Source organism: Kluyvera georgiana (assembly GCF_050990895.1).
In the GTDB taxonomy this organism is placed as follows: Bacteria; Pseudomonadota; Gammaproteobacteria; order Enterobacterales; family Enterobacteriaceae; genus Kluyvera; species Kluyvera georgiana.
Map to the genome: position 1 here is coordinate 650706 of NZ_CP158865.1, position 23800 is coordinate 674505.

General features: G+C 54.3%; 17 protein-coding genes and 1 tRNA gene. 9 read left to right on the forward strand and 9 right to left on the reverse strand.

The window, feature by feature from the left end:
• Positions 1-18 precede the first annotated feature (18 nt).
• Together ABTW00_RS03175 and ABTW00_RS03180 are read right to left on the reverse strand one after the other, a co-directional pair.
• A complete protein-coding gene (locus tag ABTW00_RS03175; RefSeq protein ID WP_433638782.1) occupies positions 19-1662 on the reverse strand; it encodes a glycoside hydrolase family 43 protein in 1644 nt (547 codons plus the stop codon).
• A gap of 127 nt (positions 1663-1789) precedes the next feature.
• Positions 1790-2656, reverse strand: a complete 867-nt coding sequence (locus ABTW00_RS03180; protein ID WP_433638785.1) for a helix-turn-helix domain-containing protein — start codon at positions 2654-2656, stop codon at positions 1790-1792.
• Positions 2657-2775: 119 nt separating this feature from the next.
• Here ABTW00_RS03180 and ABTW00_RS03185 point away from each other — a divergent pair, with 119 nt between their 5' ends.
• Positions 2776-4119, forward strand: coding sequence for a glycoside-pentoside-hexuronide (GPH):cation symporter (locus ABTW00_RS03185; protein WP_433638788.1), 1344 nt, complete (start codon positions 2776-2778; stop codon positions 4117-4119).
• A 116-nt stretch (positions 4120-4235) separates the two neighbouring features.
• Positions 4236-5372: a 23S rRNA (guanine(1835)-N(2))-methyltransferase RlmG gene (rlmG, locus tag ABTW00_RS03190; RefSeq protein WP_065356101.1), complete on the forward strand. Its 1137-nt coding sequence runs from the start codon at positions 4236-4238 to the stop codon at positions 5370-5372.
• Between the two features lie 113 nt (positions 5373-5485).
• Here rlmG and ABTW00_RS03195 read toward each other — a convergent pair whose 3' ends face one another.
• Together ABTW00_RS03195 and ygjG are read right to left on the reverse strand one after the other, a co-directional pair.
• On the reverse strand, positions 5486-7504 hold the full coding sequence (locus tag ABTW00_RS03195; RefSeq protein ID WP_433638792.1) for an FAD-dependent oxidoreductase: 2019 nt from the start codon (positions 7502-7504) through the stop codon (positions 5486-5488).
• Between the two features lie 145 nt (positions 7505-7649).
• A complete protein-coding gene (gene ygjG / locus ABTW00_RS03200; protein WP_433638795.1) occupies positions 7650-9041 on the reverse strand; it encodes a putrescine aminotransferase in 1392 nt (463 codons plus the stop codon).
• Between the two features lie 355 nt (positions 9042-9396).
• Here ygjG and ABTW00_RS03205 point away from each other — a divergent pair, with 355 nt between their 5' ends.
• On the forward strand, positions 9397-10917 hold the full coding sequence (locus tag ABTW00_RS03205) for a methyl-accepting chemotaxis protein (RefSeq protein WP_433638797.1): 1521 nt from the start codon (positions 9397-9399) through the stop codon (positions 10915-10917).
• On the opposite strand, the gene ABTW00_RS03210 is transcribed toward ABTW00_RS03205, so the two are convergent.
• On the reverse strand, positions 10914-11432 hold the full coding sequence (locus tag ABTW00_RS03210; protein WP_433638800.1) for a PadR family transcriptional regulator: 519 nt from the start codon (positions 11430-11432) through the stop codon (positions 10914-10916). The genes ABTW00_RS03205 and ABTW00_RS03210 overlap by 4 nt on opposite strands.
• A 235-nt stretch (positions 11433-11667) precedes the next feature.
• Between ABTW00_RS03210 and ABTW00_RS03215 the strand changes: the two genes are divergently transcribed.
• The 4 genes from ABTW00_RS03215 to ABTW00_RS03230 all read left to right on the forward strand — a co-directional run bounded on the left by ABTW00_RS03215 (position 11668) and on the right by ABTW00_RS03230 (position 17144).
• A complete protein-coding gene (locus tag ABTW00_RS03215; RefSeq protein WP_065356097.1) occupies positions 11668-12432 on the forward strand; it encodes a siderophore-interacting protein in 765 nt (254 codons plus the stop codon).
• Positions 12433-12904: 472 nt separating this feature from the next.
• Positions 12905-14458 carry a peptide MFS transporter gene (locus tag ABTW00_RS03220; RefSeq protein WP_065356096.1) on the forward strand — a complete coding sequence of 518 codons (1554 nt, stop codon included), beginning with the start codon at positions 12905-12907 and terminating at the stop codon, positions 14456-14458.
• Positions 14459-14638: 180 nt separating this feature from the next.
• Entirely contained in the window at positions 14639-14938 is a 300-nt protein-coding gene (locus tag ABTW00_RS03225) for a DUF1889 family protein (protein WP_064542200.1), read from the forward strand.
• A 247-nt stretch (positions 14939-15185) separates the two neighbouring features.
• Positions 15186-17144 carry an acyltransferase family protein gene (locus ABTW00_RS03230; protein WP_433638804.1) on the forward strand — a complete coding sequence of 653 codons (1959 nt, stop codon included), beginning with the start codon at positions 15186-15188 and terminating at the stop codon, positions 17142-17144.
• A 241-nt stretch (positions 17145-17385) separates the two neighbouring features.
• Here the strand turns inward: ABTW00_RS03230 and ABTW00_RS03235 are convergent.
• Positions 17386-17461, reverse strand: a tRNA-Ile gene (locus ABTW00_RS03235).
• Between the two features lie 126 nt (positions 17462-17587).
• On the opposite strand from ABTW00_RS03235, the gene mug reads away from it, so the two are divergent.
• Positions 17588-18094 (forward strand): G/U mismatch-specific DNA glycosylase, encoded by a 507-nt coding sequence (gene mug, locus ABTW00_RS03240; protein ID WP_064542257.1) that lies wholly within the window; start codon positions 17588-17590, stop codon positions 18092-18094.
• Positions 18095-18240: 146 nt separating this feature from the next.
• Here the strand turns inward: mug and rpoD are convergent, their stop codons facing one another.
• The 3 genes from rpoD to rpsU all read right to left on the reverse strand — a co-directional run bounded on the left by rpoD (position 18241) and on the right by rpsU (position 22502).
• Entirely contained in the window at positions 18241-20085 is a 1845-nt protein-coding gene (gene rpoD / locus ABTW00_RS03245) for an RNA polymerase sigma factor RpoD (protein ID WP_271447192.1), read from the reverse strand.
• A gap of 153 nt (positions 20086-20238) precedes the next feature.
• Complete coding sequence (dnaG, locus tag ABTW00_RS03250; RefSeq protein WP_064542263.1) at positions 20239-21981, reverse strand: DNA primase; 1743 nt, start codon at positions 21979-21981, stop codon at positions 20239-20241.
• Positions 21982-22286: 305 nt separating this feature from the next.
• A complete protein-coding gene (gene rpsU, locus ABTW00_RS03255) occupies positions 22287-22502 on the reverse strand; it encodes a 30S ribosomal protein S21 (protein WP_001144069.1) in 216 nt (71 codons plus the stop codon).
• A gap of 235 nt (positions 22503-22737) precedes the next feature.
• Between rpsU and tsaD the strand changes: the two genes are divergently transcribed.
• On the forward strand, positions 22738-23751 hold the full coding sequence (tsaD, locus tag ABTW00_RS03260; protein WP_433638808.1) for a tRNA (adenosine(37)-N6)-threonylcarbamoyltransferase complex transferase subunit TsaD: 1014 nt from the start codon (positions 22738-22740) through the stop codon (positions 23749-23751).
• Positions 23752-23800: the final 49 nt, after the last annotated feature.

Sequence of the window (23800 nt, forward strand, 5' to 3'; positions counted from 1 at the left end):
GGATGCCAGAACAGACGCTTACTCGATGACGGCATCTTCAACGGCGTTGTAGCTGAAAAAGTCGAACCGCGCCTCCTGACAATGCAGCATGCTATCAACGCAGGCCATACCGACAAACGCGCCGGTAAATTCGCCGTATTGGCTGTATTCATCGGAAAAGCGCGAAGTGTCGTAGCGCGGGCCGATATTGTTATAGTGCTGACCATCAGCAGACCACGAACATTGGATTTCGCGGCCGTTAATCGCCATGGCGAGGTAAATCTCACCTTCCGGCAGCTTGACCTTTTGCGTCGCATCGCGCCGTTCGCCGTTATCAATATGCGTAATGGCGAGCTGCGCGCCGCCTGACGCTTCATCCCAGGTTTTATGCAGGAACAGGTAATTCATATTGTCGTAGTAGAGCACCAACCCGGCGCTGTGCTGATAAATTTCCGGCGTGAATGCCATCTTTGTGCTGATATCGGCATACACCGAGGTCAGCTTTTTCGCCACCAGGCTGACCTTATTTAACGAACTCAGAGATTCCTGGCCGCGAATGGCGAGATAGCCGGGCTGGCGGTTCAGACTGGTAAAGCGCTGAAAGCGGATCCGTGGCGTATAGAAGGTGTTATCCAGGGTAGCGGCATCGAAATCATCGCGTGCGGGTTTGGCGGGAAAAGGGTGCGGCGCTAACGTTGACTCTTCCACCAGATGCTGCGCAAGGTTGCCGCCCACCGCCAGGCGTAGCCAGCCATCCTCCGTCCACTGCATTTTCTGAATCGCGGTTTCGCGCCCCAGTGTGCAGCGTAGCGTGTCACGGAATGGGCGGCTGCACAGATGAGTCAGCCAGACTTCGCCGTCCGGCGTCTCAACATAGCTGCCGTGCCCGGCTTTTTGCAGATACGTCGCCGGGTTGAAATAGTGGGTTTTCAGATGCCAGGCATCCTGGCGTTCGTTAAAGTTTTGCGGCCAGGAGGTCAGAATGGGGTTTTGCGGGTCGCCTTCATACGGGCCGTCAACCTGGGTGGCGCGTGCCATTGTCACCGCGTGTCCGTAGCCGGTTCCGCCTTCGGCAACCATCAGGTAGTAGTTGTCGCCGCGACGGGTCAGATGAGGGGCTTCGATGCAGCCGCGGTCGGTGCCGCCGTGCCAGATACGTTTGGGATAACCGACAACGCGCTGTTCCTGCGGTGAATATTCCACCAGACATATCGCCCCCGGTTTTTCGTAATTTTCGCGGGTTTCCCACTCCAGTGATACAATCCATTTTTTACCGTCGTTATCGTGGAGAATTGAGGCATCAAACCCGGCAGAGTGTAAATATACTGGCTCACTCCACGGGCCATTGATATCACTGGCGGTAATTAAGAAATTATCGACGTCAAAATAGCGCGAGTTCATTGAATTCATCACGCCATAAATAACGTAAAACAATTTTTCTTCTTCGCACCAGGTCAGGCTGGGTGCCCAAATACCTTTCGCTGACGGTAACTTTTTTAAATCAGGGTTATTATCATCGGTAAGTACGTGGGTCAGTAATTGCCAGTTTTTTAAATCTCTGGAGTGATAAATGGGTAATCCAGGAAACCACTCGAATGATGAGACGGCGACATAATAATCATCGCCGCGACGGCAGATACTAGGGTCAGGATTAAAACCTTTAAAAATAGGATTCTGAATCATCGTTTTTATCCTCGATATTAAGTCTATGTGAGGATCTTAAAACGTTACTGCCGATGATGATATGTAGACTCTTTTTATTTATATAAGATTCGTACACTAGTGAGTGATTTACCTCACAAAAACATCTTTATTGCGTCGCCTGGCTGCCTACCGCGTCAGTAGTGCGGACTTTGTGGCGAAAAGCAAGCGGAGTGTCGTTCATCATCTCTTTGAATTTAAGACAAAAATAGGCGCTATCGGTGAAGCCAGCGCTTTGTGAGATATCGCTGATTTTCAGATCGGTATTTGTGAGCAGGTTGATGGCGATGTTCAGCTTGCGCAGCAGCATAAATTTCTTAAAGCTGATGCCGAAGGCGGACTTAAAGGTTTTTGAGAACCATGATTTTGACCACTGACAGCGGCGGGCCGCTTCTTCGGTGGTCATCTCGAAATTCTCACTGATATCAATGGATTGCAGTAGCTCGATAAGTTCGCTCAGATAGCGATGGCTGGTGTGTTCGGTGATCAGCACCGATCCTTTCAGGCTGTTAAACGCGTGCAGCAGCACGCTCTGCATCAGCGAGCGGAACAGCGGGTCGGTGAAGTCGGTAAACTCGCCGCACCAGCTGAGAAGCTGTTCCAGCCGCTCGGCCTCTTCACCGGACAGGTAGGCCACCGCGCCGCAGTGGGCGGCGGTGAGCGACAGATCATAACCGTCCAGCCACTCTTTTTCGAATTGCATAAGATAACGCTTGTGCGTGGCGGCGGCGGGAATAGCCATTTCATGGATCAGCAGCGCGGGTACAAAAACCAACGTATTATTTTTTATAGAAAATTTTTCATCACCAATGACGTAGCTTCCCGCCGAATCGCGAAACCACATCAGCTCATCCATCATATGATAATGAGGGACAACATTTATCCCATTGAAATTATTAATATTGTCTATACGGAGCGTAAAAAGCTCGCCGGTACGCACCGGAATCTTCTCGAAAACGGGAGATTCATCACTCATTGGGTACACTCTTCTTATATTAAACAGGATTCTTTATACATAACCCAATCGCCCTTCGCAATAACGTACTTATGACAGGTTAACGGTGGTTTTTACAGTTTTATTTTGGCGGAGATGCTATGAATATTGCCCGTATCAGTATGAAGGAAAAGTTTAGTTATGGATTAGGCGATACCGGATGTAATTTAGTCTGGCAAACGGTGATGTTGTTTATGGCCTGGTTCTATACCGATGTTTTCGGTTTAAGTCCGGCGCATATGGGCACGATGTTTCTGGCCGTACGCGCGTTGGATGCCGTTACCGACGTATTAATGGGCGCGGTAGCCGACAGAACCCGAACTAAATATGGGCAATTCCGTCCTTATATTCTGTGGTTTGCGATTCCATTTGGTGTTCTCTGCTGTTTAACTTTTTATACCCCTGATTTTGGTTATACCGGAAAACTGATTTACGCCTACGTCTCTTATACGCTGTTATCCCTGGTGTATACGGCTATTAACGTCCCGTATTGCGCCATGATCAATAATATTTCCAACGATTCCAGAGAGCGCGTGTCACTGCAATCCTGGCGCTTTGCGCTCAGCACGCTTGGCGGGCTGATTGTATCGCTCACCGCGCTGCCGCTGGTGGCCTGGCTGGGGAAAGGGAACGTGCAGAACGGCTACTTTTACACCATGATCGTCATGGGTTGCCTGAGCATTGTGTTGTTCTTTATCTGTTTTGGCCTGACCAAAGAACGTTTCATTACCGATATTTCGGCGAATAATCAAAGTAGTATTCTCGACGACCTGAAAACGCTGCTCGCCAATAAAGACTGGCGCATTCTGTTTGCGCTGAACGTGGTGAACCTGATTGCTGTCTTGTTCAAAGGCGGCACCACGCTCTATTACGTTAATAACATCATGGGACGTGCGGATCTGGGCAGCCTGCTGCTGACCGCTACGCTGGCCTCCGGGGTACTGGGCGCGATGCTGTCGCCTTTTATCTTCAAAAATATCGACAAAGTGAAAGGCTTTAAGCTGTCGATGACGCTGGAAGCGGCGCTGCTGATTGCCATGTATTTTGTCCCGGCTGGGAACGTAGCGGCGATTTTCGCGCTGGTGATTATCATCAATATTATTCAACTGGCAGCCACACCACTCCAGTGGAGCATGCTGTCCGATATTATTGATGCGGAAGAGAAACGCAGCGGCAAAAAACTCAGCGGCATTGTGTTTTCGACGAACCTGTTTGCTATCAAGTTAGGGATTGCCATCGGCGGCGCGTTGGTTGGCTATATGCTGGCGTGGGGTAATTATGTGGGCGGTGCCGCACAGCAAACGGACTCGGCGCTGGAGATGATCAAACTGCTGTTTACCGTCTTCCCTGGCGTTCTGGTCGCGTTGCTGATTGTCATCATGAGCAAATATAGCCTGGATGATAAACGTCTGTCTCATCTGGCGAAGGACGATTTACCGGCGTAATGTGACGTACTAAAGGCGGCAAATTGCTTGCTGCCTTAACGCATCATTGGTGATTTTGTGTATACTCACGCACCCTTTTCAGGGATAAGCCGAAATTTTACCATTCAGGAGGGCCGATGAGCCACACAGACAACGGTTTCCGTTCACTGACACTTAAACGTTTCCCGGAGACGGACGACGTTAACCCGCTGCTGGCGTGGGAAGCGGCGGATGAATATCTGCTGCAACAGCTGGACGATACCGAAATTAGCGGCCCGGTGCTGATCCTGAATGATACCTTCGGCGCGCTGGCCTGTGCGCTGGCTGAGCATACGCCGTACAGCATTGGCGACTCCTACTTAAGCGAGCTGGCGACCCGAGAAAACCTGCGCCATAACGATATCGCCGAATCGAGCGTGAAATTTCTCGACAGCACTGCGGAATACCCGCAGGCGCCCGGCGTCGTGCTGATTAAAATCCCTAAAACCATGGCGCTGCTGGAGCAGCAGCTGCGCGCGCTGCGTGAAGTGGTGACGCCAGAAACGCGCATTATCGCCGGGGCGAAAGCACGCGACATTCACACCTCGACGCTGGAACTGTTCGAGAAGGTTCTGGGCCCAACCACCACCACGCTGGCGTGGAAAAAGGCGCGTCTGATTAACGGCACCTTTACCAAACCGGCGCTGGCCGACACCGCCCAGACCCTGAGCTGGAAGCTGGAAGGCACCGACTGGACCATCCACAACCATGCTAACGTCTTCTCCCGTACCGGGCTGGATATCGGCGCGCGTTTCTTTATGCAGTACCTGCCGGAAAACCTGGAAGGGGAGATTGTGGACCTCGGCTGTGGCAACGGCGTACTGGGCATGACCCTGCTGGCGAAAAACCCGCAGGCGCAGGTGGTGTTTGTGGATGAATCGCCGATGGCGGTGGCCTCCAGCCGCCTGAACGTCGAGACCAACCTGCCGGATGCGCTGGATCGCAGCGAGTTTATGATTAACAACGCGCTCTCCGGCGTCGAGCCTTTCCGCTTCAACGCGGTGTTCTGCAACCCGCCGTTCCACCAGAAGCACGCGCTGACCGATAACATCGCCTGGGAGATGTTCCACCACGCCCGCCGCTGCCTGAAGATCAACGGCGAGCTGTATATCGTGGCCAACCGTCACCTCGACTACTTCCACAAGCTGAAGAAGATTTTTGGCAACTGTGAAACCATCGCGACGAATAATAAGTTTGTGATTCTGAAAGCGGTGAAGTTAGGTCGTCGTCGTTAATACGATTAACGGCGTCGCCGCCTTATCAGGCCTACGTTTGTAGGCCTGATAAGCGAAGCGTCATCAGGCAGTTGGGTGCAGATTGCCGGATGATGGAATAATCGTCTTATCCTCTATATTTCCAGCGCCAGCTTCGTCCCTTGCGCAATCGCCCGTCGGGCATCCAGTTCGCCCGCGACGTCGCTGCCGCCAATTAAGTGCACCGTCTTGCCCGCCGCCAGCAGGGGGGCTTGCAGCGTGCGGTTTGGCTCCTGACCTGCGCAGATAATCACGTTATCGACCGCCAGCAGCTGCGGCTCGCCGCCGATCTCAACATGCAGCCCCGCATCGTCGATCTTCTGATAGCTGACCGCCGGGATCATCTTCACGCCGCGAGAAAGCAGGGTCGTGCGGTGGATCCAGCCGGTGGTTTTACCTAACCCTTCGCCCGGCTTGCTGGCCTTACGCTGCAGCATCACAATCTGCCGCGGGCTGCGGGCCAGATGCGGCCCTTCCGGGCGCAGGCCACCTGCCTGCTGCAGGCTGGTATCGATGCCCCATTCCACGCAGAACTCGGCAATATTCTGGCTGGTTGGGTTACCGGGCTGGCTGAGATACATCGCCGTATCAAAGCCGATGCCGCCGCAGCCGATAATCGCCACCCGCTGGCCTACCGGCGCTTTATCGCGCAGCACGTCCAGATAGGTCAGAACTTTTGGATGATCGATGCCTTCAATAGGCGGTGTGCGCGGGGTGATCCCGGTGGCGAGGATCGTTTCATCAAAGTTGAGCAGATCGTCTGCGGTGACGCGATGATTCAACCTCAACGTCACACCGGTGACGTCGATCATCCGGCGGTAATAGCGCAGCGTTTCGTAAAACTCTTCTTTGCCGGGGATCTGTTTGGCGACATTAAATTGCCCGCCGATCTCTGCGCTACCGTCGAACAGCGTTACCTGATGACCGCGCGCGGCGGCGTTGATGGCAAACGCCAGCCCCGCAGGGCCCGCGCCGACAACCGCCAGGTTCTTACACGTGGTGGCCGGGAGAATCGGCATTTTGGTTTCGTGACAGGCGCGAGGGTTGACCAGACATGAGGTCACCTTGCCGACAAAAATCTGATCGAGGCAGGCCTGGTTGCAGCCGATACAGGTGTTGATCTCATCGGCGCGACCCGACTGGGCTTTTGACAGCAGCTCGGCATCGGCAAGGAATGGACGGGCCATCGACACCATATCGGCATCGCCGCGAGCCAGAATATCGTCGGCGACCTGCGGATCGTTAATACGGTTGGTTGTCACCAGTGGGAGCGTCACATGGCCTTTGAGCTTGCGGGTGACCCAGCTAAATGCGCCACGCGGTACCGGCGTGGCAATGGTCGGGATCCGCGCTTCGTGCCAGCCGATCCCGGTGTTGATGATCGTCGCCCCTGCGGCTTCGATCGCCTGGGCGAGGCGGACGGTTTCATCAAAGGTGCCGCCATTGTCCACGAGATCCAGCATCGACAGACGGTAGATGATAATAAAGTCGTTTCCAACGCGCTGGCGTACGGTGCGCACCACTTCAACCGCGAAGCGCATGCGGTTGTCGTAGTTACCGCCCCATTCATCGTGACGCAGGTTGGTGCGTGCGGCGAGAAACTCGTTAATCAGATAGCCTTCTGAGCCCATCACTTCCACGCCGTCATAGCCCGCCTCCCGCGCCAGCTGGGCGCAGCGTGCGAAGTCGTCGATCAGCCCCAGAATACCCTCATGCGTCAGTTCGCGCGGCGTAAAGCGATTGATCGGCGCCTGAAGCGAAGAAGGCGCCACCAGGTCAGGCTGATAGCTATAGCGCCCGGTATGCAGGATCTGCAGCGCAATTTTGCCACCTTCCTGATGCACGGCATCGGTAATCGTGCGGTGGTGCGGCAGTTGGCTGACGTCATTCAGCATCGCGCCGCCCGCCATCCCCACGCCGGTGGGATCCGGGGCTATCCCGCCGCTGACGATCAGCGCCACGCCGTGACGTGCGCGTTCGGCGTAGAAGGCTGCCAGGCGCTCAGCGCCGTCAGGGAACTCCTCCAGCCCGGTATGCATCGAACCCATCAACACACGGTTTTTCAGCTGGGTAAACCCCAGATCGAGCGGGGCGAACAGCGACGGATAGCTCATAAGGATGTCCAGTATGTGAAATTATTGTTATGTGGTCGGATGAGTTACTAATTTAGCCGTCGGCGGGGAAAAGGGAAAAGGGGAATGCAATGATTGTGATGGGATTCAAAGAACGCCCCCCCACGAAACCGTAGGGGGCGTGAGTTTACTGCTCGGTTGCCACCTGATTCTGGCTAACGCGCAGGGCTGCCAGCGCTTTACGCGCCGCTTTCAGCACCTGGTCGCACTGTTCTATCGTCAGCGTTAACGGCGGTTCGATGCGGATTGTTTTCGCGTTGTTCAGCGTGCCGGCCACCAGCACGTGCTGGCGGAACATCTCGCTGGCAAAGCTATAGCCAATTTCGTTATCGACAAACTCGATAGCCATCAGCATCCCTCTGCCGCGCGCTTCGCGGACCAGATCCGGATATTCGCGCGCCATACAGCGGAAGCCGTCCAGCAGCATATCGCCTTTCTGCTCCGCCTGAGCGGGCAGATTCTCGGTCAGCAAGACGTTGATGGTGGCCAGCGCCGCCGCACAGGCCAGCGGGTTGCCGCCAAAAGTGGTGGTGTGCAGGAACGGGTTGTCAAACAGCACCGAAAACACCTCTTCGGTGGCAATCGTTGCGCCAATCGGCATCACGCCGCCGCCCAGCGCTTTCGCCAGACAGAGAATGTCCGGCTGCACGTTTTCATGCTCGCAGGCGAACATTTTGCCGGTGCGGCCCATGCCGGTTTGCACTTCGTCGAAGATCAGCAGCGCGCCGAACTCATCGCACAGCTTACGCACGGCGGGCAGGTAGCCCTGCGGAGGCAGAATCACGCCGCCTTCACCCTGAATCGGTTCGAGGATCACCGCCGCCACATCGTCGCCGGTTTTCTGGCACTCGCTCAGCATCGTGCGCATGGCGTCGATATTGCCGAACGGCACGTGGCGGAAGCCCGGCAGCAGCGGCATAAACGGCTTACGGAAGGTCGATTTCGCGGTTGCGGACAGCGCACCAAGCGATTTACCGTGGAAGGCCCCGCTGGTGGCGATAAAGGTAAATTTACCGCGCGATGATTGATAAGCTTTCGCCAGCTTCAGCGCCGCTTCCACCGACTCGGTTCCGCTGTTGCTAAAGAAGCTGTATTTCAGCTTGCCCGGCGCCAGTGCGGCCAGCGTTTTGGCAAGCATGGCGCGCAGAGGATCAAGTAATTCCTGGCTGTGAAGGGGTTGTTTGGCGAGCTGATTCTGTACGGCGGAAACCACCACTGGATTACGGTGCCCCACGTTGAAAATACCAAAACCGCCCAGGCAATCCAGAAACTCCTGACCCTGGGTGTCGACAAGCGTATTTAACCCTCCCGCCTGCCACTCTACGGCTCCGTAATCCCCACCGGCAGTTACAGATTTTCGATACTCTAAAAACCCGGGATTCACATGCTCTTTAAAGTATTCCCTGACCTCCTGGTTAAGTGCTTTCATCTCCTCATGGTCAAGCGTTCGCTTTTCAATGAGATTCAGTGCGTGCGCGCTGCAGGCCAAAGCCGAGGCGCTGGAAGGTAACCTGTTCAAAATGTGCTCCTGGGGGTCACGTATCACACGATACTGAATTAAGTATTGCAGGGATTACGCCACTTCAGTGGCAACGCAGAAAATCGGGATAAATGCCAGGAGAAACCGGTTGTGTACAATATTTAATCGTCCAGCGGCTCGTGGATGGGGCTTAGAGCGGGAACGCAAAAGGGCAGGTTGCGCCAGGATGGGGCAGGTTTTGCGCCACCATCGCGCAGCCGGGCGTGCCATAAAAAAAGTAGGGCTTTTGTTAATTTTGCGATCTAACGCAAAATTAACAATTAAGGTTAATTAAATTCTCTCCGATATAACAACTGCTATACATTTTCTTTCAGCACCTGAAAAGGATGTCCGTATGTCTACCCTGTCCGATCCAAACCCGTCCACATCACCGCTGGACGAGCGTACCACGCTCATGTCGACCACCGATCTCGAAAGTTACATCACTCACGTTAATGATGCCTTTGTGAAAGTGAGCGGCTACAGCCGTGAAGAGATGCATGGCAAACCGCACAATCTGGTGCGTCACCCTGATATGCCAAAAGCGGCGTTTGCCGATATGTGGCGTACGCTCAAGCAGGGAGAGCCGTGGAGCGGAATCGTCAAAAACCGGCCTAAAACCGGCGGCCATTACTGGGTGCGCGCGAACGCCATCCCGCAGGTGCGTAATGGCAAAACGATAGGCTATATGTCTATCCGCACGATGGCTTCTGCTGAAGAGGTTGCCGCCGTCGAGCCGCTATATCAGGCGCTGCGGGAAAATCGCAGCAACAAGCGCCTGCATAAAGGTCTTGTCGTCAGCAAACGCTGGTGGGGCAAACTGGCGGGAATACCGCTGCGCTGGCGAATGCGTAGCGTCACGCTGGGATGTTACCTGCTGCTGGCCGCAAGTCTGCTGACGCTGGGGGCACCCACGACGGCAGTACTGGCATCAGCGCTGATAGTGCTGCTGGCGACCGCCATGCTGGAGTGGCAGATTATTCGCCCTATTGAGAACGTCGCTCGTCAGGCGCTGAGCGTGGCGACCGGCGAGCGCAACAGCGTTGACCATTTAAAACGCTGTGATGAGCTGGGGTTGATGCTGCGCTCCGTCGGCCAGCTGGGGCTGATGTGCCGTTGGCTAATTAACGATGTCTCAAGCCAGGTGAACAGCGTCAGCGACGGTAGCGATGTTCTGGCGCGCGGTAACGAAGAGCTGAACCAGCGTACTCAGGAAACGGTGGTCAACGTCCAGCAAACCGTTGCTACCATGAGCCAGATGGCGGCTTCCGTACAGAATAATTCCCAGACCGCCGCCGAGGCCGACAAGCTATCGCTGGCCGCCAGCGGTGCGGCATCGCAGGGAGGTCAGGCAATGCACCGGGTTGTGCAGACGATGGAAGATATTGCTGACAGTACGCAGCGCATTGGCTCGATTACCACATTGATTAACGATATTGCCTTCCAGACCAATATTCTGGCGCTGAATGCGGCCGTTGAAGCGGCGCGGGCCGGCGAGCAGGGAAAAGGATTTGCGGTGGTGGCGGGAGAGGTGCGCCATTTGGCCAGCCGAAGCGCGACGGCGGCTAACGAAATTCGCCAGCTGATTGAAGCCAGCGCCAGCAAGGTGCGATCCGGTTCTGAGCAGGTGCACGCCGCGGGGCGCACGATGGATGACATTGTCTCGCAGGTACAGAATGTCACTGAGTTGATTGCGCAGATTAGCCAATCGACGTCTGAACAGGCTACCGGGCTGTCTGATGTCACTCGGGCCGTGGCAAAACTCGATGAGATCACCCAGATGAATGCCGGGCTGGTGGCGGAAAGCGCCAACGTGTCGGCGATGGTCAAGCGCCGCGCCAGCCGGCTTCAGGATGCCGTCACCGTACTGCATTAATCCAGCTGTGAGATCTCCAGCGCCGCGCGGTCGATAACGCCAATAATCTGTTTCAGCTGCGCGTCGCTGACTTCCCCCTGGTTGACCTTCAGGTCCAGCACGGCCTTAAAGTTATCGATCGCCCGTTTCATCTGCGGATTTTTGCGCAGTTCATGCCCTACCATCCTGGCCTTTATCCGCGCCTGGATCTGTTCCAACTGATCCCGGTTTTTTTCCAGCGTCCGTGTGCCCTCGACGGTGATAGCGATTCGTTTACGCCCCCCGTCTTCTTCCTGAACCGTAATCAACCCCTGATCCTGGAGCAGATCGAGTGACGGGTAGATCACGCCCGGGCTTGGGGTGTAGTTCCCCTGGGTCAGGGACTCAATGGCTTTAATCAGTTCATAGCCGTGGCTGGCGTTGTCTTTCAGAATGCTGAGGAGCACCAGACGCAATTCGCCGTGGCCAAAGAAACGCTGACGTCGTCCACCATGATGACCACGGCCGCGATGCTCGGCATCAGAGAAAGGTCTCATTATTCACTCCTGGCTACAAGTTAGATATATCTAATTTATATCTAAATATGTGGATTTAGCAATCCAGAAATAGTGAAATTAATTATGGTGTTGATAATAAATGATTTTATTTGGTGGTGTGATTTTTAGTGCTCGTTTTTATCTATATCATAAAAATTGCTTGCTTTCTGTTTAATTGGCAATCATTATCATTTGCAAAATATTTAGATATATCTATTTGCCAGAGAGACGCTCAATGAAAGAGAAAAAGTACCCACAGCGCGTGCGCAATGAACTTCGTTTTCGTGAACTGACCGTGCTGCGCGTTGAGCGCATCGGCAACGCGTTTCAGCGCGTGGTGCTGGGCGGCGAGGCGCTGGAAGGCTTTAGTTCACTTGGTTTTGACGACCACACTAAATTATTCTTCCCGCAAGCCGGGACCAAAATCACGCCGCCGACGATAACCGATGAAGGTATCGTCTGGGCTGATGGCGTCCGTCCGCAGTCGCGTGACTATACCCCGCTGTATAATGCTGAACGCCATGAGCTGGCCTATGACTTCTTCATTCACGATGGCGGTGTCGCAAGCCAATGGGCGATGGAAGCGAAGGCGGGTGATACGCTGACGCTCGGTGGTCCGCGCGGGTCGCTGGTCGTTCCGGAAGATTATGCCTGGCAGCTTTACGTGTGCGATGAAACCGGCATGCCGGCGCTGCGACGCCGCCTGGAGGCGTTACGCACGCTGGCGCAGCGTCCGCAGGTTACCGCGCTGGTGATGGTGCGTGACGTGGCGGATAAAGCCTATCTGGCCGGTTTTGATGAGTTCAATATTGAATGGATTAGCGACTATAACGCCGCCGCCGTTGCCACGCGCCTGGCGCAGCTCACGGTGCCGTCATCCGACTACTTTATCTGGCTGACCGGTGAAGGGAAGGTGGTTAAAAACCTGACCGATGGATTTGTGACCGATGCGATTGACCCGCAGCTGGTCCGCTCCAGTGCCTACTGGCACGCCAAATAACGTTATTCTTCCGCCGTTTCACCTGCTACCAGGATGACTTCCTATGGCGCTTACCCGCGCCATTATCTCTTTTCCTTCTCCATCGCTACGATATTTATTGACGCTTGCCGTAAACAATCCCCTGAAGCTCGTCTTTTCCCTACTTTTTATACTTTTATTTTGCGCCTTTCTGACGTGAGTTATCTGTTGTTTTATTTTTATAATTCATTGTTTTTAATGGTAAATTAATCAATATCTGTAAGATATTGTGATGTCAATCACCTTATAGATTTTGCCAATACAAAATCTATAAAACTAGATGTTTGTCGAGTTTTCATCTAAAAATAGCGGTGAAGGGACTAGACACGACCATCTGATGGTTATCAAATGGTTAAAAACTCAGAGTCGAATGTAAAAAGTCGACAAAATTATAAAATGGTTAACCTGCTTACACGATTTACCTGCGTTACGACGCACCTTCTCTGGAGAAACTATGCATTCCACTGTTAATAAAAACGAAAGCCGAACCTTTTTCGGTCACCCCTATCCGTTGGGGTCGCTGTTCTTTACCGAAATGTGGGAGCGCTTCTCGTTTTACGGCATTCGCCCGTTACTGATCCTGTTTATGGCCGCTACAGTCTATGACGGCGGTATGGGATTAGCGCGTGAAAACGCGTCGGCGATTGTTGGTATCTTCGCAGGTACCATGTACCTGGCGGCGCTGCCGGGCGGTTGGCTGGCGGATAACTGGCTCGGCCAGCAAAAAGCGGTGTGGTACGGTTCCATTCTGATTGCGCTGGGGCACCTGTCTATCGCGCTGTCTGCGTTTATGGGCGACAACCTGTTCTTTATCGGCCTGATGTTTATCGTACTGGGGTCGGGTCTGTTTAAAACCTGTATTTCGGTGATGGTCGGCACACTGTATAAAAAAGGCGATGCCCGTCGCGATGGCGGCTTCTCCCTGTTTTATATGGGTATCAACATGGGGTCGTTTATCGCGCCGCTGATTTCCGGCTGGCTGATTAAATCACACGGCTGGCACTGGGGCTTTGGTATCGGTGGTATCGGGATGCTGGTCGCGCTGGTTATCTTCCGCGTGTTCGCCGTACCGGCGATGAAGCGCTACGACAGCGAAGTAGGGCTGGACTCCACCTGGAACAGCCCGGTGGTGAAAAAGAACGGCGTTGGCGCGTGGCTGCTGGCGCTGGCGCTGGGCGTCGCGGTAGTTATCACCCTGATTGCACAGGGCGTGATCGTGATTAACCCGGTGGCCGTTGCGAGCGTGTTGGTGTACGTGATTGCGGCGTCGGTAGCGCTGTACTTTATTTATCTGTTCGCCTTTGCGGGCCTGAGCCGTAAAGAACGCGCGCGCCTTCTGGTGTGCTTTATTCTGCTGGTTTCCGCTGCGTTCTTCTGGTCCGCCTTTGAGCAGAAACCCACTTCCTTCAACCTGTTCGCCAACGACTACACCAACCGCATGATCGGTGATTTTGAGATCCCGGCGGTGTGGTTCCAGTCAATTAACGCCCTGTTTATTATCCTGCTCGCTCCGGTCTTCAGCTGGGCGTGGCCTGCGCTGGCGCGTAAGAACGTGCGTCCGGGCAGTATCACCAAGTTCGTGATCGGTATTCTGTGCGCGGCAGCAGGCTTTGGCCTGATGATGATGGCGGCGCAGAATGTGCTGAGCAACGGCGGTGCTGGCGTTTCGCCAATGTGGCTGGTGGGGAGCATTCTGATGCTGACGCTCGGCGAGCTGTGCCTGAGCCCGATTGGTCTGGCGACCATGACGCTGCTGGCGCCGGAAAGAATGCGCGGCCAGATGATGGGGCTGTGGTTCTGCGCCAGCGCGTTGGGTAACCTGGCCGCTGGCCTGATTGGCGGCCACGTGAAGGCCGACCAGTTGGATATGCTGCCGGATCTGTTCGCCCGCTGTTCTATCGCGCTGCTGATCTGTGCGGCCGTATTGTGCGTGCTGATTGTTCCGGTACGCCGGATGCTGGAAAACAGCAAATCCAGCGCGGAGCAGAACCCGACGGCCAACGCCTGATAGCCGTTACAACATAACCAGCCGGTGCCGATGCACCGGCTTTTTTTTGCGCAAACGGCGGCCAAAAGAGTGACAGCTCACGAAAAAATGCAAGAACGTGAGCGGTTTCTTTGAAATCCCGCTCGATTCCAGTCCATAGTATAGACTTGTTTACTACGTGGTTAATTTAAGGACAAGAATATGCCAGCAGTCATTGATAAAGCGTTGGATTTTATTGGTGGTATGAATACGTCTGAGCCGGTGCCACAGTCTATGGACGAAAGTACAGCGAAGGGAATTCTGAAATATTTGAAAGAGCTGGGCGTACCCGCGAGTGCGGCCGACATTACGGCGCGCGGTGACCGCGAAGGCTGGAATGCCGGATTCACTCAGAAGGTTGCTGGCTGGGCCGACAAGGTTAACTCCGGTGAACACATGCTGATTAAAAACCCGGAATACTTCTCCGATTATATGCGCGAAGAGCTTCGTGCGCTGGTATAAACCCTAAGTCGGCGCTCTCGCTTTGACGGTGGGAGCGCAAAGTCTGTTGTTTATCTGCATATTTTTTCTCTATAAGCGATTTCGGGCTGGCTGCAATTAATCTGAAAACGTTTGGCCTTCCTTGAGCCATCATCTTCCCCCTTTTATAATTCCGCTAAGAAAGACCGAATTTAATAAAAATATAATTAAAAACATCATCATATGAATGATGCTTTTAGCTTTTACTCCCCTGTATCCAGAGATAAATATGAACCCTACCGTTAAATATCGTGCCGATATCGATGGGCTGCGCGCGCTCGCCGTACTCCTTGTGGTGCTCTTTCACTTTGGGCTGGGATTCCCCGGTGGATTTGTGGGCGTCGATGTTTTCTTTGTCATTTCGGGATATCTCATTGGCGGCCATATTTATCAAAGTAAGCTTGCGGGCCATTTTTCGTGGGGGCAGTTTTATGTTCGCCGCATAAAGCGAATTCTTCCCGCGCTGATCGCCGTCGTGATTGCGGTCTGGCTGGTGATGTTTTTTATCTCGACGCCCGCCGATTTCAGGAAATTAGGCCGCGATGCCGCGGCGACGCTGCTGTCGGTATCTAACGTTACGCTCTGGAATTCCATCGACTATTTCAGCCCCAGCGCCGAGCATAATCCTTTATTGATGACCTGGTCATTGGGCGTGGAAGAACAGTTCTACTTTCTCGCGCCGCTGCTGATTCTTGTTTTGACGCGTTTTGATAAAAAACTCTCTTTTTTACTGATGGGCAGCGTCACGCTGCTCTGTTTTGCCATTGCTGCCGCCGGAACCTTGCAAATTCCGCATAGCGCATGGTTTTTGACGCCGTTTCGCGCCTGGGAGCTTTTTGCCGGGGCGTTGTTGGGAATGGCCCATACCCACTTTCCCGCGGCATTCTCGGCAAAGGTTGATAACCTGAAATCTGCCGTGGGTGTTTTACTCATTGCCTGGTGTGCGTTTTTTTACGACGCGCAGACCTCTTTCCCGGGCCTGGGAGCGCTGCCCGTGGTGATGGGGGCCGTGTTGCTGCTGGATGGGCAAACGGCGCTTTTCAACCGCCGTGTGTTGACCTTGAAACCGCTGCGTTTTATTGGGCTCATATCCTATTCACTCTACCTGTGGCATTGGCCGGTTATCAGCCTTTATCACTATCTGTGTGAAGCGGAGCCGGGGAACGGGATGCGCGTATTGCTGATTGCGCTTTCTTTCCTGTTGGCGACGATAAGCTACTACCTCATCGAGAAACCTTTTCGGGCGGCGCAGCTGCCGCCATCCCGCGTATTCTGGCGCTACGGGATGGTGATGGGGCTGCTGACGCTGGTCTTTGCCACCACCTGGCTGCAAAAAGGTTTTCCGGCCCGCTGGCCAGACGATTTTGCCCGGATGCAGTTGGAGATAGAAGAGGCGGAAGATAGTTGCATGACGTCATACGGCAATATTCTCCTGACCGGAACCCCTCGCTGTACCGGTGGCGAGGCGCAGGAGAAAATTGCGCTGATTGGCGATAGCCATGCCGGGGCGCTGGCCGCGGCGTTTCGTAAGCTGGCGCACGACCGTCATCTGACGCCGGTCATTTTCGCGAAATCATCCTGTGCGCCGCTGTTCGGCGTGTATCGCCTTGCCGACGGCTGGCCGCTGCATGACGCGCAGTGTCGGGCATTCAAGCTCGATGTCGACAACTATCTGGCGCAGGATAAACAGATATCGACGGTGATTCTTACGGGGTTCTGGCAGTCCGGTTTGATGGCGGGAAAAGCCCCCTGGCAGTCTGAAACGACGCCGTCATTAGGCCCAGCTCAGGCGCTGCAGCAGGGGCTAACCGAGACCATCACGCGTTTGCAGAATATGGGTAAGCGGGTCATTGTGCTGGGCGATGTGCCGATGATGAGTTTTTCCCCACCCAAACGCGTGATGCGCTGCTTTAGCCGGGCGTTTGCCTATGCGAACCCGCAGAGCGCCGGAATGTGCGAGGTGGTGGGGCACGATAGCGTTGAGCCTGATGCCAGCGCGGCGCTGATCGGTAAAGTGTCGACGAAGCTAAATGCTGAATTCGCCAGCCTGAAAGACGCGTTGTGTGACACGGCGAGCTGCCGTTTTGCGGAGAGTGCGCATATTTACTACAAAGACCCACAGCATCTGACGCGATACGGTGCGGATAAAGTGCTGAAAAGCGTGGTGATGCCGATGATTGCGCGTTAAGGCGCGTGCTGAGATTATAAAAAAGAGGCCGATGAATCATCATTGGCCTCTTTTTCTTTGCCGGTCTTTTAGGGCGGCCTCATTGATAAATTTTCGCTAACTGTCCGCCGCGTGCGGGTTTTTTATGCCCTCAGCAAAATGGCGGTAAAAAACCACCGCCATTTTATTGCCACTCGAAAACGAGACAACAAAAAGGCCACTCGCGAGAGTGGCCTAACAGTATGTATTTGCTGCTTAAATTTGGTGGCCCCTGTTGGGTTTGAACCAACGACCAAGCGATTATGAGTCGCCTGCTCTAACCACTGAGCTAAGGGGCCAATTAGCCGACGATTATAATGTAACAACGGCCGCCAATCCAGCGCTAAGCGTGCACATGCTGTTTTTATAAACAACGCATTTTCAATTCGTTATACTCGTCTCACGATGTATAGGTCGAGGATATTATGGTTAAGGACATTATCGATTCAGAGCTGCGGGTATTGTTTTGTGGTATTAACCCGGGGCTGTCGTCGTCTTCGCTGGGCTATCCTTTTGCCCATCCAGCAAATCGCTTCTGGAAGGTGCTGCATCTGGCGGGGTTTACCGATCGCCAGCTGAAGCCGGAAGAGGCGGCGCAGATGCTGACATTTCGCTGCGGCGTGACCAAGCTGGTTGAGCGCCCGACGGTACAGGCCACGGAGGTGACGTTGCAGGAGCTGCGTAGCGGCGGCCAGGCGCTGATTGATAAGGTTGAACACTATAAACCTGCTGCGCTGGCGGTACTGGGCAAGCAAGCCTTTGAGCGCGGTTTAGGGCAGCGCGGGGCGACGTGGGGAAAGCAGACGTACAGGATTGGTGAGACAGAGGTATGGGTGTTACCGAACCCGAGTGGATTGAGCCGGATTACGTTGGATAAGCTGGTTGAGGCGTATCAGGAGCTGGACGTGGCGCTGAAGGCGCGAGGCCTGTAGGCCGGATAAACATAGCGCCATCCGGCAGACCCCGTGCAGATTGCCGGATGGCGGCGTAAACGCCTTATCCGGCCTACCGTTCCGGCGCGGGGAACAGGCAAAAAAAAGCTCCCAAAAGGGAGCTTTTTACGTTTTTACCGGGGCGATTAATCGTCCAGGAAGCTACGCAGCACTTCAGAGCGGCTCGGGTGGCGCAGTTTACGCAGCGCCTTCGCTTCGATCTGACGGATACGTTCGCGGGTCACGTCGAACTGTTTACCCACTTCTTCCAGCGTGTGGTCGGTGTTCATATCGATACCGAAACGCATACGCAGCACTTTCGCTTCACGGGCGGTCAGGCCAGCCAGAACGTCGTGGGTGGCGGCGCGCAGGCTCTCGGTGGTGGCTGAGTCCAGCGGCAGCTCGAGGGTGGTATCCTCGATGAAATCACCCAGATGCGAATCTTCATCGTCGCCGATCGGCGTTTCCATGGAGATAGGTTCTTTGGCAATCTTCAGCACTTTACGGATCTTGTCTTCCGGCATCAGCATGCGTTCAGCCAGCTCTTCCGGCGTCGGCTCGCGGCCCATCTCTTGCAGCATCTGACGGGAAATACGGTTGAGCTTGTTGATGGTCTCAATCATATGCACCGGGATACGGATGGTACGCGCCTGGTCGGCGATAGAGCGGGTGATCGCCTGACGGATCCACCAGGTTGCGTAGGTGGAGAACTTGTAACCACGACGGTATTCAAACTTATCAACCGCTTTCATCAGACCGATGTTGCCTTCCTGAATCAGATCCAGGAACTGCAGACCACGGTTGGTGTATTTTTTGGCGATAGAGATAACCAGACGTAAGTTCGCTTCAACCATCTCTTTCTTCGCACGGCGGGCTTTCGCTTCGCCGATGGACATGCGACGGTTGATATCTTTAACCTGCTCGATGGTCAGGCCGGTTTCTTCTTCAATCTGCTGCAGTTTCTGCAGGCTGCGCTGTACATCTTCTGCCACGTCGTGGAGTTTTTCAGACCATGGCTTGTTCATCGCGATAGCCGCGTTGAACCAGGTTTCGCTGGTTTCGTTGCCGGTGAACAGGGTGATGAAGTTTTTCTTCGGCATTTTGCACTGTTCTACGCACATCTTCATGATGATACGTTCCTGGGTACGCACGCGATCCATCATCACACGCATGCTGTTCACCAGGTAGTCGAACTGTTTCGGTACCAGACGGAACTGTTTGAATACTTCAGACAGCTTCAGAATCTCTTCCTGAGCGGCAGCGTGGCTACGGCCTTTGGCTTTGATGGTGTCGCGAGTGACTTCGTACTGTGTACGCAGTTCGGCGAACTTCTCACGCGCCAGCTCTGGGTCGATGCTGTTGTCGTCGTCGCTGTTGTCGTCGCTGTCGTCGTCTTCGTCTTCATCGTCGTCGTCCATCTCTTCCTGAGACAGTTCGGAACCAACGTGCGTGGCGGTTGGCGCCATATCTTCTTCGGCGTTCGGGTCGACGAAACCGGTGATCAGGTCGGACAGACGGGCTTCTTCCGCTTCAACGCGATCGTATTGTTCCAGCAGATAGGTGATGGCTTCCGGGTATTCGGCAACGGAGCACTGTACCTGGTTAATCCCGTCTTCAATACGTTTGGCGATGTCAATTTCGCCTTCGCGGGTCAGCAGTTCTACGGTACCCATTTCGCGCATGTACATGCGCACCGGGTCGGTTGTACGCCCGATTTCAGATTCCACGCTGGACAGAACCTGTGCAGCCGCTTCTTCTGCGTCTTCATCAGTGTTGTTGGAGGTTTCAGCCAGCAACAGATCATCGGCATCCGGTGCTTCTTCCATCACCTGAATACCCATGTCGTTGATCATTTGGATGATGTCTTCGATCTGATCTGAATCGACGATATCTTCCGGCAGATGGTCATTGACCTCGGCATAGGTCAGATAGCCTTGCTCCTTACCACGTTGGACAAGAAGCTTGAGCTGTGACTGCGGGTTTTGCTCCATAAGACGGTATCCACACTTAATTCATTTGATTGGTGTCGGTCGGCGAACGAACCGCCGACATTTAAAGCGAGGGCGTACTTATATTAGTGCCGCTGCGCCTCGGGCGGCTGTCGGGGGCTTCCCGATAGGTATTCGGCAGTTAAGCCGTTAAATTCATTTTTTTTCCAGGGCCTGTCTGATTTCCCAGAATTCCCTGCGCTCTTCACTGCTCAAACCGTGCGTGCGATCGCGAGCTATCAACTCTTCCTGTCGCTGTTCAAGCATTGAATCAAAAATTCGGTTTAGCGTGTCGGTGAACATTTTTTCAACATTCTCATCCTTTATATCGTTCCAGGTTGAGAGTTTTTCAAGTGTTGAGTATTCACTTGCCCCGCGATAATTCTCTAACAGCTGGCCCGTTGTCAGGCCCGGTTGGGCAACACACAGGTTGACCAGTTCAGTGAACAGGTTGAGCCCGGGTAGCTTCGCCTGAGCCAGCCCATGCATAGGAGGTACGAGTGGCGCCAGATTTGGGTTTTGCACCAGTAGTCCTATCAGTATACGCATAGGCGTCTGTTTTATCTGCTGAGGCGGGCGTACTACGCCACTTTCTGCCTGTTTTGGCATTAAACGATCAAGCGCCGCATCGTCAAAGATGCCCAGCTTCAGCCCCAGCGTCTGGCGCAGTTGAATACGGTGCGCGTCGCCAGGCACCTGGTTTATCAGCGGCAGCGCCAGCGCGGCGAGCTGCGTACTGCCGTCTGGCGAACTTAAATCAACCTGCGGTAAGAGACTGTTAAATAAGAAGGCGGAGAGCGGTTGTGCGTGCTCCATCCGTGCTTCAAAGGCCTCTTTACCCTCTTTACGTACCAGCGTGTCCGGGTCTTCACCATCGGGCAGGAACATAAAGCGTAGCTGACGACCGTCGGTCATGTATGGCATTGCGGTTTCCAGCGCACGCCATGCAGCGTCGCGGCCCGCGCGGTCGCCGTCGTAACAGCAAATCACGTTGTTTGTCGCACGGAATAACATATGGATGTGATCCGCCGTGGTTGACGTACCCAGCGAGGCAACGGCGTAGTGAATACCGTATTGCGCCAGCGCGACAACATCCATATACCCTTCGACAACCAGCAGACGCGGTGGTTCAGCGTTGTGCTGCTGGGCTTCATAAAGGCCATACAGCTGGCGACCTTTATGGAAAATATCGGTTTCCGGGGAGTTGAGGTATTTTGGCGTATCGTTACCGAGTACGCGGCCACCAAAACCAATCACCCGGCCTCGTTTATCGCGAATCGGGAACATCACGCGATTGCGGAAACGGTCGTAGGTTCTTCCCTGGTCGTTATTGACCAGCATTCCGGCATCGAGCAGCAGCTTCCTGTTGTCGACATTGCCGCCGAAACGTTTTAAGGCGTTATCCCAGCCCGGCGGCGCAAAACCAATAGCAAACTGCTGGACAATCTCGGCACTCAGGCCGCGTTGCTCCAGGTACTGGCGTGCTGGCTCGGCAATGGGTTGGGTGAAGGATTGCTGATAAAAATCATTTAACCCTTCCATTAGCTGATAGAGATTCTGACGCTGGTGACGCTCTATCTGGCTAAGACCTGTTCCGGCTTCGTACGGCACTTCAAGGTTGTGCATGGCCGCCAGTTCTTCAACGGTTTCAACGAACTCGAGCTTGTCGTAGTTCATCAAAAAGTCGATGGCATTGCCGTGCGCGCCGCAGCCGAAGCAGTGGTAAAACTGCTTATCACCGTTCACGGTGAAAGAGGGGGTTTTCTCGTTATGGAACGGACAGCACGCATGGTAATTTTTGCCCTGCTTTTTCAGCTTCACCCGCGCATCGATCAGATCGATGATGTCGGTGCGTGCCAGCAGATCATTAATAAATACGCGTGGGATTCGTCCAGCCATAGGCCCCGTTTATTTACACTTCATCCTTCAAACTGTCTCTGCGTTGGCCGCGTTCGTTCACCCCTGTCACTGACTTATGTCAGCTCCGGGGACTCACTCACTTGCCGCGTTACTCGGCTTGCAGCCTCGCCCCTTCGGGGCCAGCGCTAGCGCTGTTCAAAACGCTAACGCGTTTTGTGATACAGCATGAATGATTTTGTGTAAATGCTGATTTATAAACGAAAACAAGCCGCGCATTCCTTTCGGAAGCACGGCCTTGCAACTACAACTCGGTCTGTAACCTGAGAGCCGATGCCCTCAAGAGATTAGTACAGACGAGTACGGCGTGCGTTTTCGCGAGCCAGTTTCTTCGCGTGACGTTTCACTGCAGAAGCTTTAGCGCGCTTACGTTCGGTAGTCGGTTTTTCATAGAACTCACGACGACGAACTTCCGCCAGAACACCCGCTTTTTCACAGGAACGCTTGAAGCGACGCAGTGCTACGTCGAACGGCTCGTTTTCACGTACTTTAATTACCGGCATGTAACTCTCACCTTTAATAAATTCGGTTTGCCGCTGGCATCAACGCCAGCTTATTTCAAAATGGTGCGGAATTTTACTGCAATTGCTGTTGCTTTGTAAAGCGCCGACGCGTTTTTGAACGGGACTTTTTAAGGGTGAGGAGTATACACGAGGCTGCCTGCTGGGGCGAACAATGTTTTACAAGCCGGGACAGAAAACCTACACTGCGCGGTATTGAAACGAGGTAAATCTAGCCATGCGTGTACTGGGTATTGAAACATCCTGCGATGAAACCGGCATCGCAATTTATGACGACGAAAAAGGTCTGTTAGCCAACCAGTTGTATAGTCAGGTGAAATTGCACGCTGACTACGGCGGCGTGGTGCCTGAGCTGGCGTCGCGTGACCACGTGCGTAAAACGGTTCCCCTGATTCAGGCGGCCTTAACGGAAGCGAACCTGACGGCCAAAGATATCGACGCGGTGGCCTATACCGCCGGTCCGGGTCTGGTTGGCGCGCTGCTGGTCGGCGCAACGGTAGGACGTTCGCTGGCGTTTGCCTGGAACGTGCCGGCCATTCCGGTACACCATATGGAAGGCCATCTGCTGGCGCCGATGCTGGAAGATAATCCGCCGGAATATCCGTTTGTGGCGCTGCTGGTGTCCGGCGGCCATACGCAGCTGATTAGCGTCACCGGCATCGGTGAGTACACCCTGCTGGGCGAGTCAATTGACGATGCGGCGGGGGAAGCTTTTGATAAAACCGCCAAGCTGCTCGGTCTGGATTATCCCGGCGGCCCAATGCTGTCGAAGCTGGCTTCGCAGGGCACGGAAGGGCGCTTTGTGTTCCCGCGTCCGATGACCGATCGTCCGGGGCTGGATTTTAGCTTCTCCGGCCTGAAAACCTTTGCGGCAAATACTATCCGCAATAACGGCGATGACGATCAAACGCGTGCCGATATCGCCCGCGCCTTTGAAGATGCGGTGGTGGATACGCTGATGATCAAGTGCAAACGCGCGCTGGATCAAACCGGCTTTAAGCGTCTGGTGATGGCGGGCGGCGTAAGCGCTAACCGTACGCTGCGCGCGAAGCTGGCGACGATGATGCAAAAACGCGGCGGCGAAGTGTTCTACGCGCGTCCGGAGTTCTGCACCGATAACGGCGCGATGATTGCCTATGCGGGCATGGTGCGTCTGAAAACGGGCGTCAATGAATCGCTGGGCGTGACCGTGCGTCCACGCTGGCCGCTGGCGGAGCTGCCTGCCGCCTGATTCTCTGGCCGAGGCTCGTGATAAAAAGCCCTCCTGAAGAGGGCTTTTT

Excerpts from the sequence above, each read along its gene's own strand:
- ABTW00_RS03175 (WP_433638782.1), bottom strand. The coding sequence starts at position 1,662 with ATGATTCAGAATCCTATTTTTAAAGGTTTTAATCCTGACCCTAGTATC.
- ABTW00_RS03180 (WP_433638785.1), bottom strand. The coding sequence starts at position 2,656 with ATGAGTGATGAATCTCCCGTTTTCGAGAAGATTCCGGTGCGTACCGGC.
- ABTW00_RS03185 (WP_433638788.1), top strand. The coding sequence starts at position 2,776 with ATGAATATTGCCCGTATCAGTATGAAGGAAAAGTTTAGTTATGGATTA.
- rlmG (WP_065356101.1), top strand. The coding sequence starts at position 4,236 with ATGAGCCACACAGACAACGGTTTCCGTTCACTGACACTTAAACGTTTC.
- ABTW00_RS03195 (WP_433638792.1), bottom strand. The coding sequence starts at position 7,504 with ATGAGCTATCCGTCGCTGTTCGCCCCGCTCGATCTGGGGTTTACCCAG.
- ABTW00_RS03205 (WP_433638797.1), top strand. The coding sequence starts at position 9,397 with ATGTCTACCCTGTCCGATCCAAACCCGTCCACATCACCGCTGGACGAG.
- ABTW00_RS03210 (WP_433638800.1), bottom strand. The coding sequence starts at position 11,432 with ATGAGACCTTTCTCTGATGCCGAGCATCGCGGCCGTGGTCATCATGGT.
- ABTW00_RS03215 (WP_065356097.1), top strand. The coding sequence starts at position 11,668 with ATGAAAGAGAAAAAGTACCCACAGCGCGTGCGCAATGAACTTCGTTTT.
- ABTW00_RS03220 (WP_065356096.1), top strand. The coding sequence starts at position 12,905 with ATGCATTCCACTGTTAATAAAAACGAAAGCCGAACCTTTTTCGGTCAC.
- ABTW00_RS03225 (WP_064542200.1), top strand. The coding sequence starts at position 14,639 with ATGCCAGCAGTCATTGATAAAGCGTTGGATTTTATTGGTGGTATGAAT.
- ABTW00_RS03230 (WP_433638804.1), top strand. The coding sequence starts at position 15,186 with ATGAACCCTACCGTTAAATATCGTGCCGATATCGATGGGCTGCGCGCG.
- mug (WP_064542257.1), top strand. The coding sequence starts at position 17,588 with ATGGTTAAGGACATTATCGATTCAGAGCTGCGGGTATTGTTTTGTGGT.
- rpoD (WP_271447192.1), bottom strand. The coding sequence starts at position 20,085 with ATGGAGCAAAACCCGCAGTCACAGCTCAAGCTTCTTGTCCAACGTGGT.
- dnaG (WP_064542263.1), bottom strand. The coding sequence starts at position 21,981 with ATGGCTGGACGAATCCCACGCGTATTTATTAATGATCTGCTGGCACGC.
- rpsU (WP_001144069.1), bottom strand. The coding sequence starts at position 22,502 with ATGCCGGTAATTAAAGTACGTGAAAACGAGCCGTTCGACGTAGCACTG.
- tsaD (WP_433638808.1), top strand. The coding sequence starts at position 22,738 with ATGCGTGTACTGGGTATTGAAACATCCTGCGATGAAACCGGCATCGCA.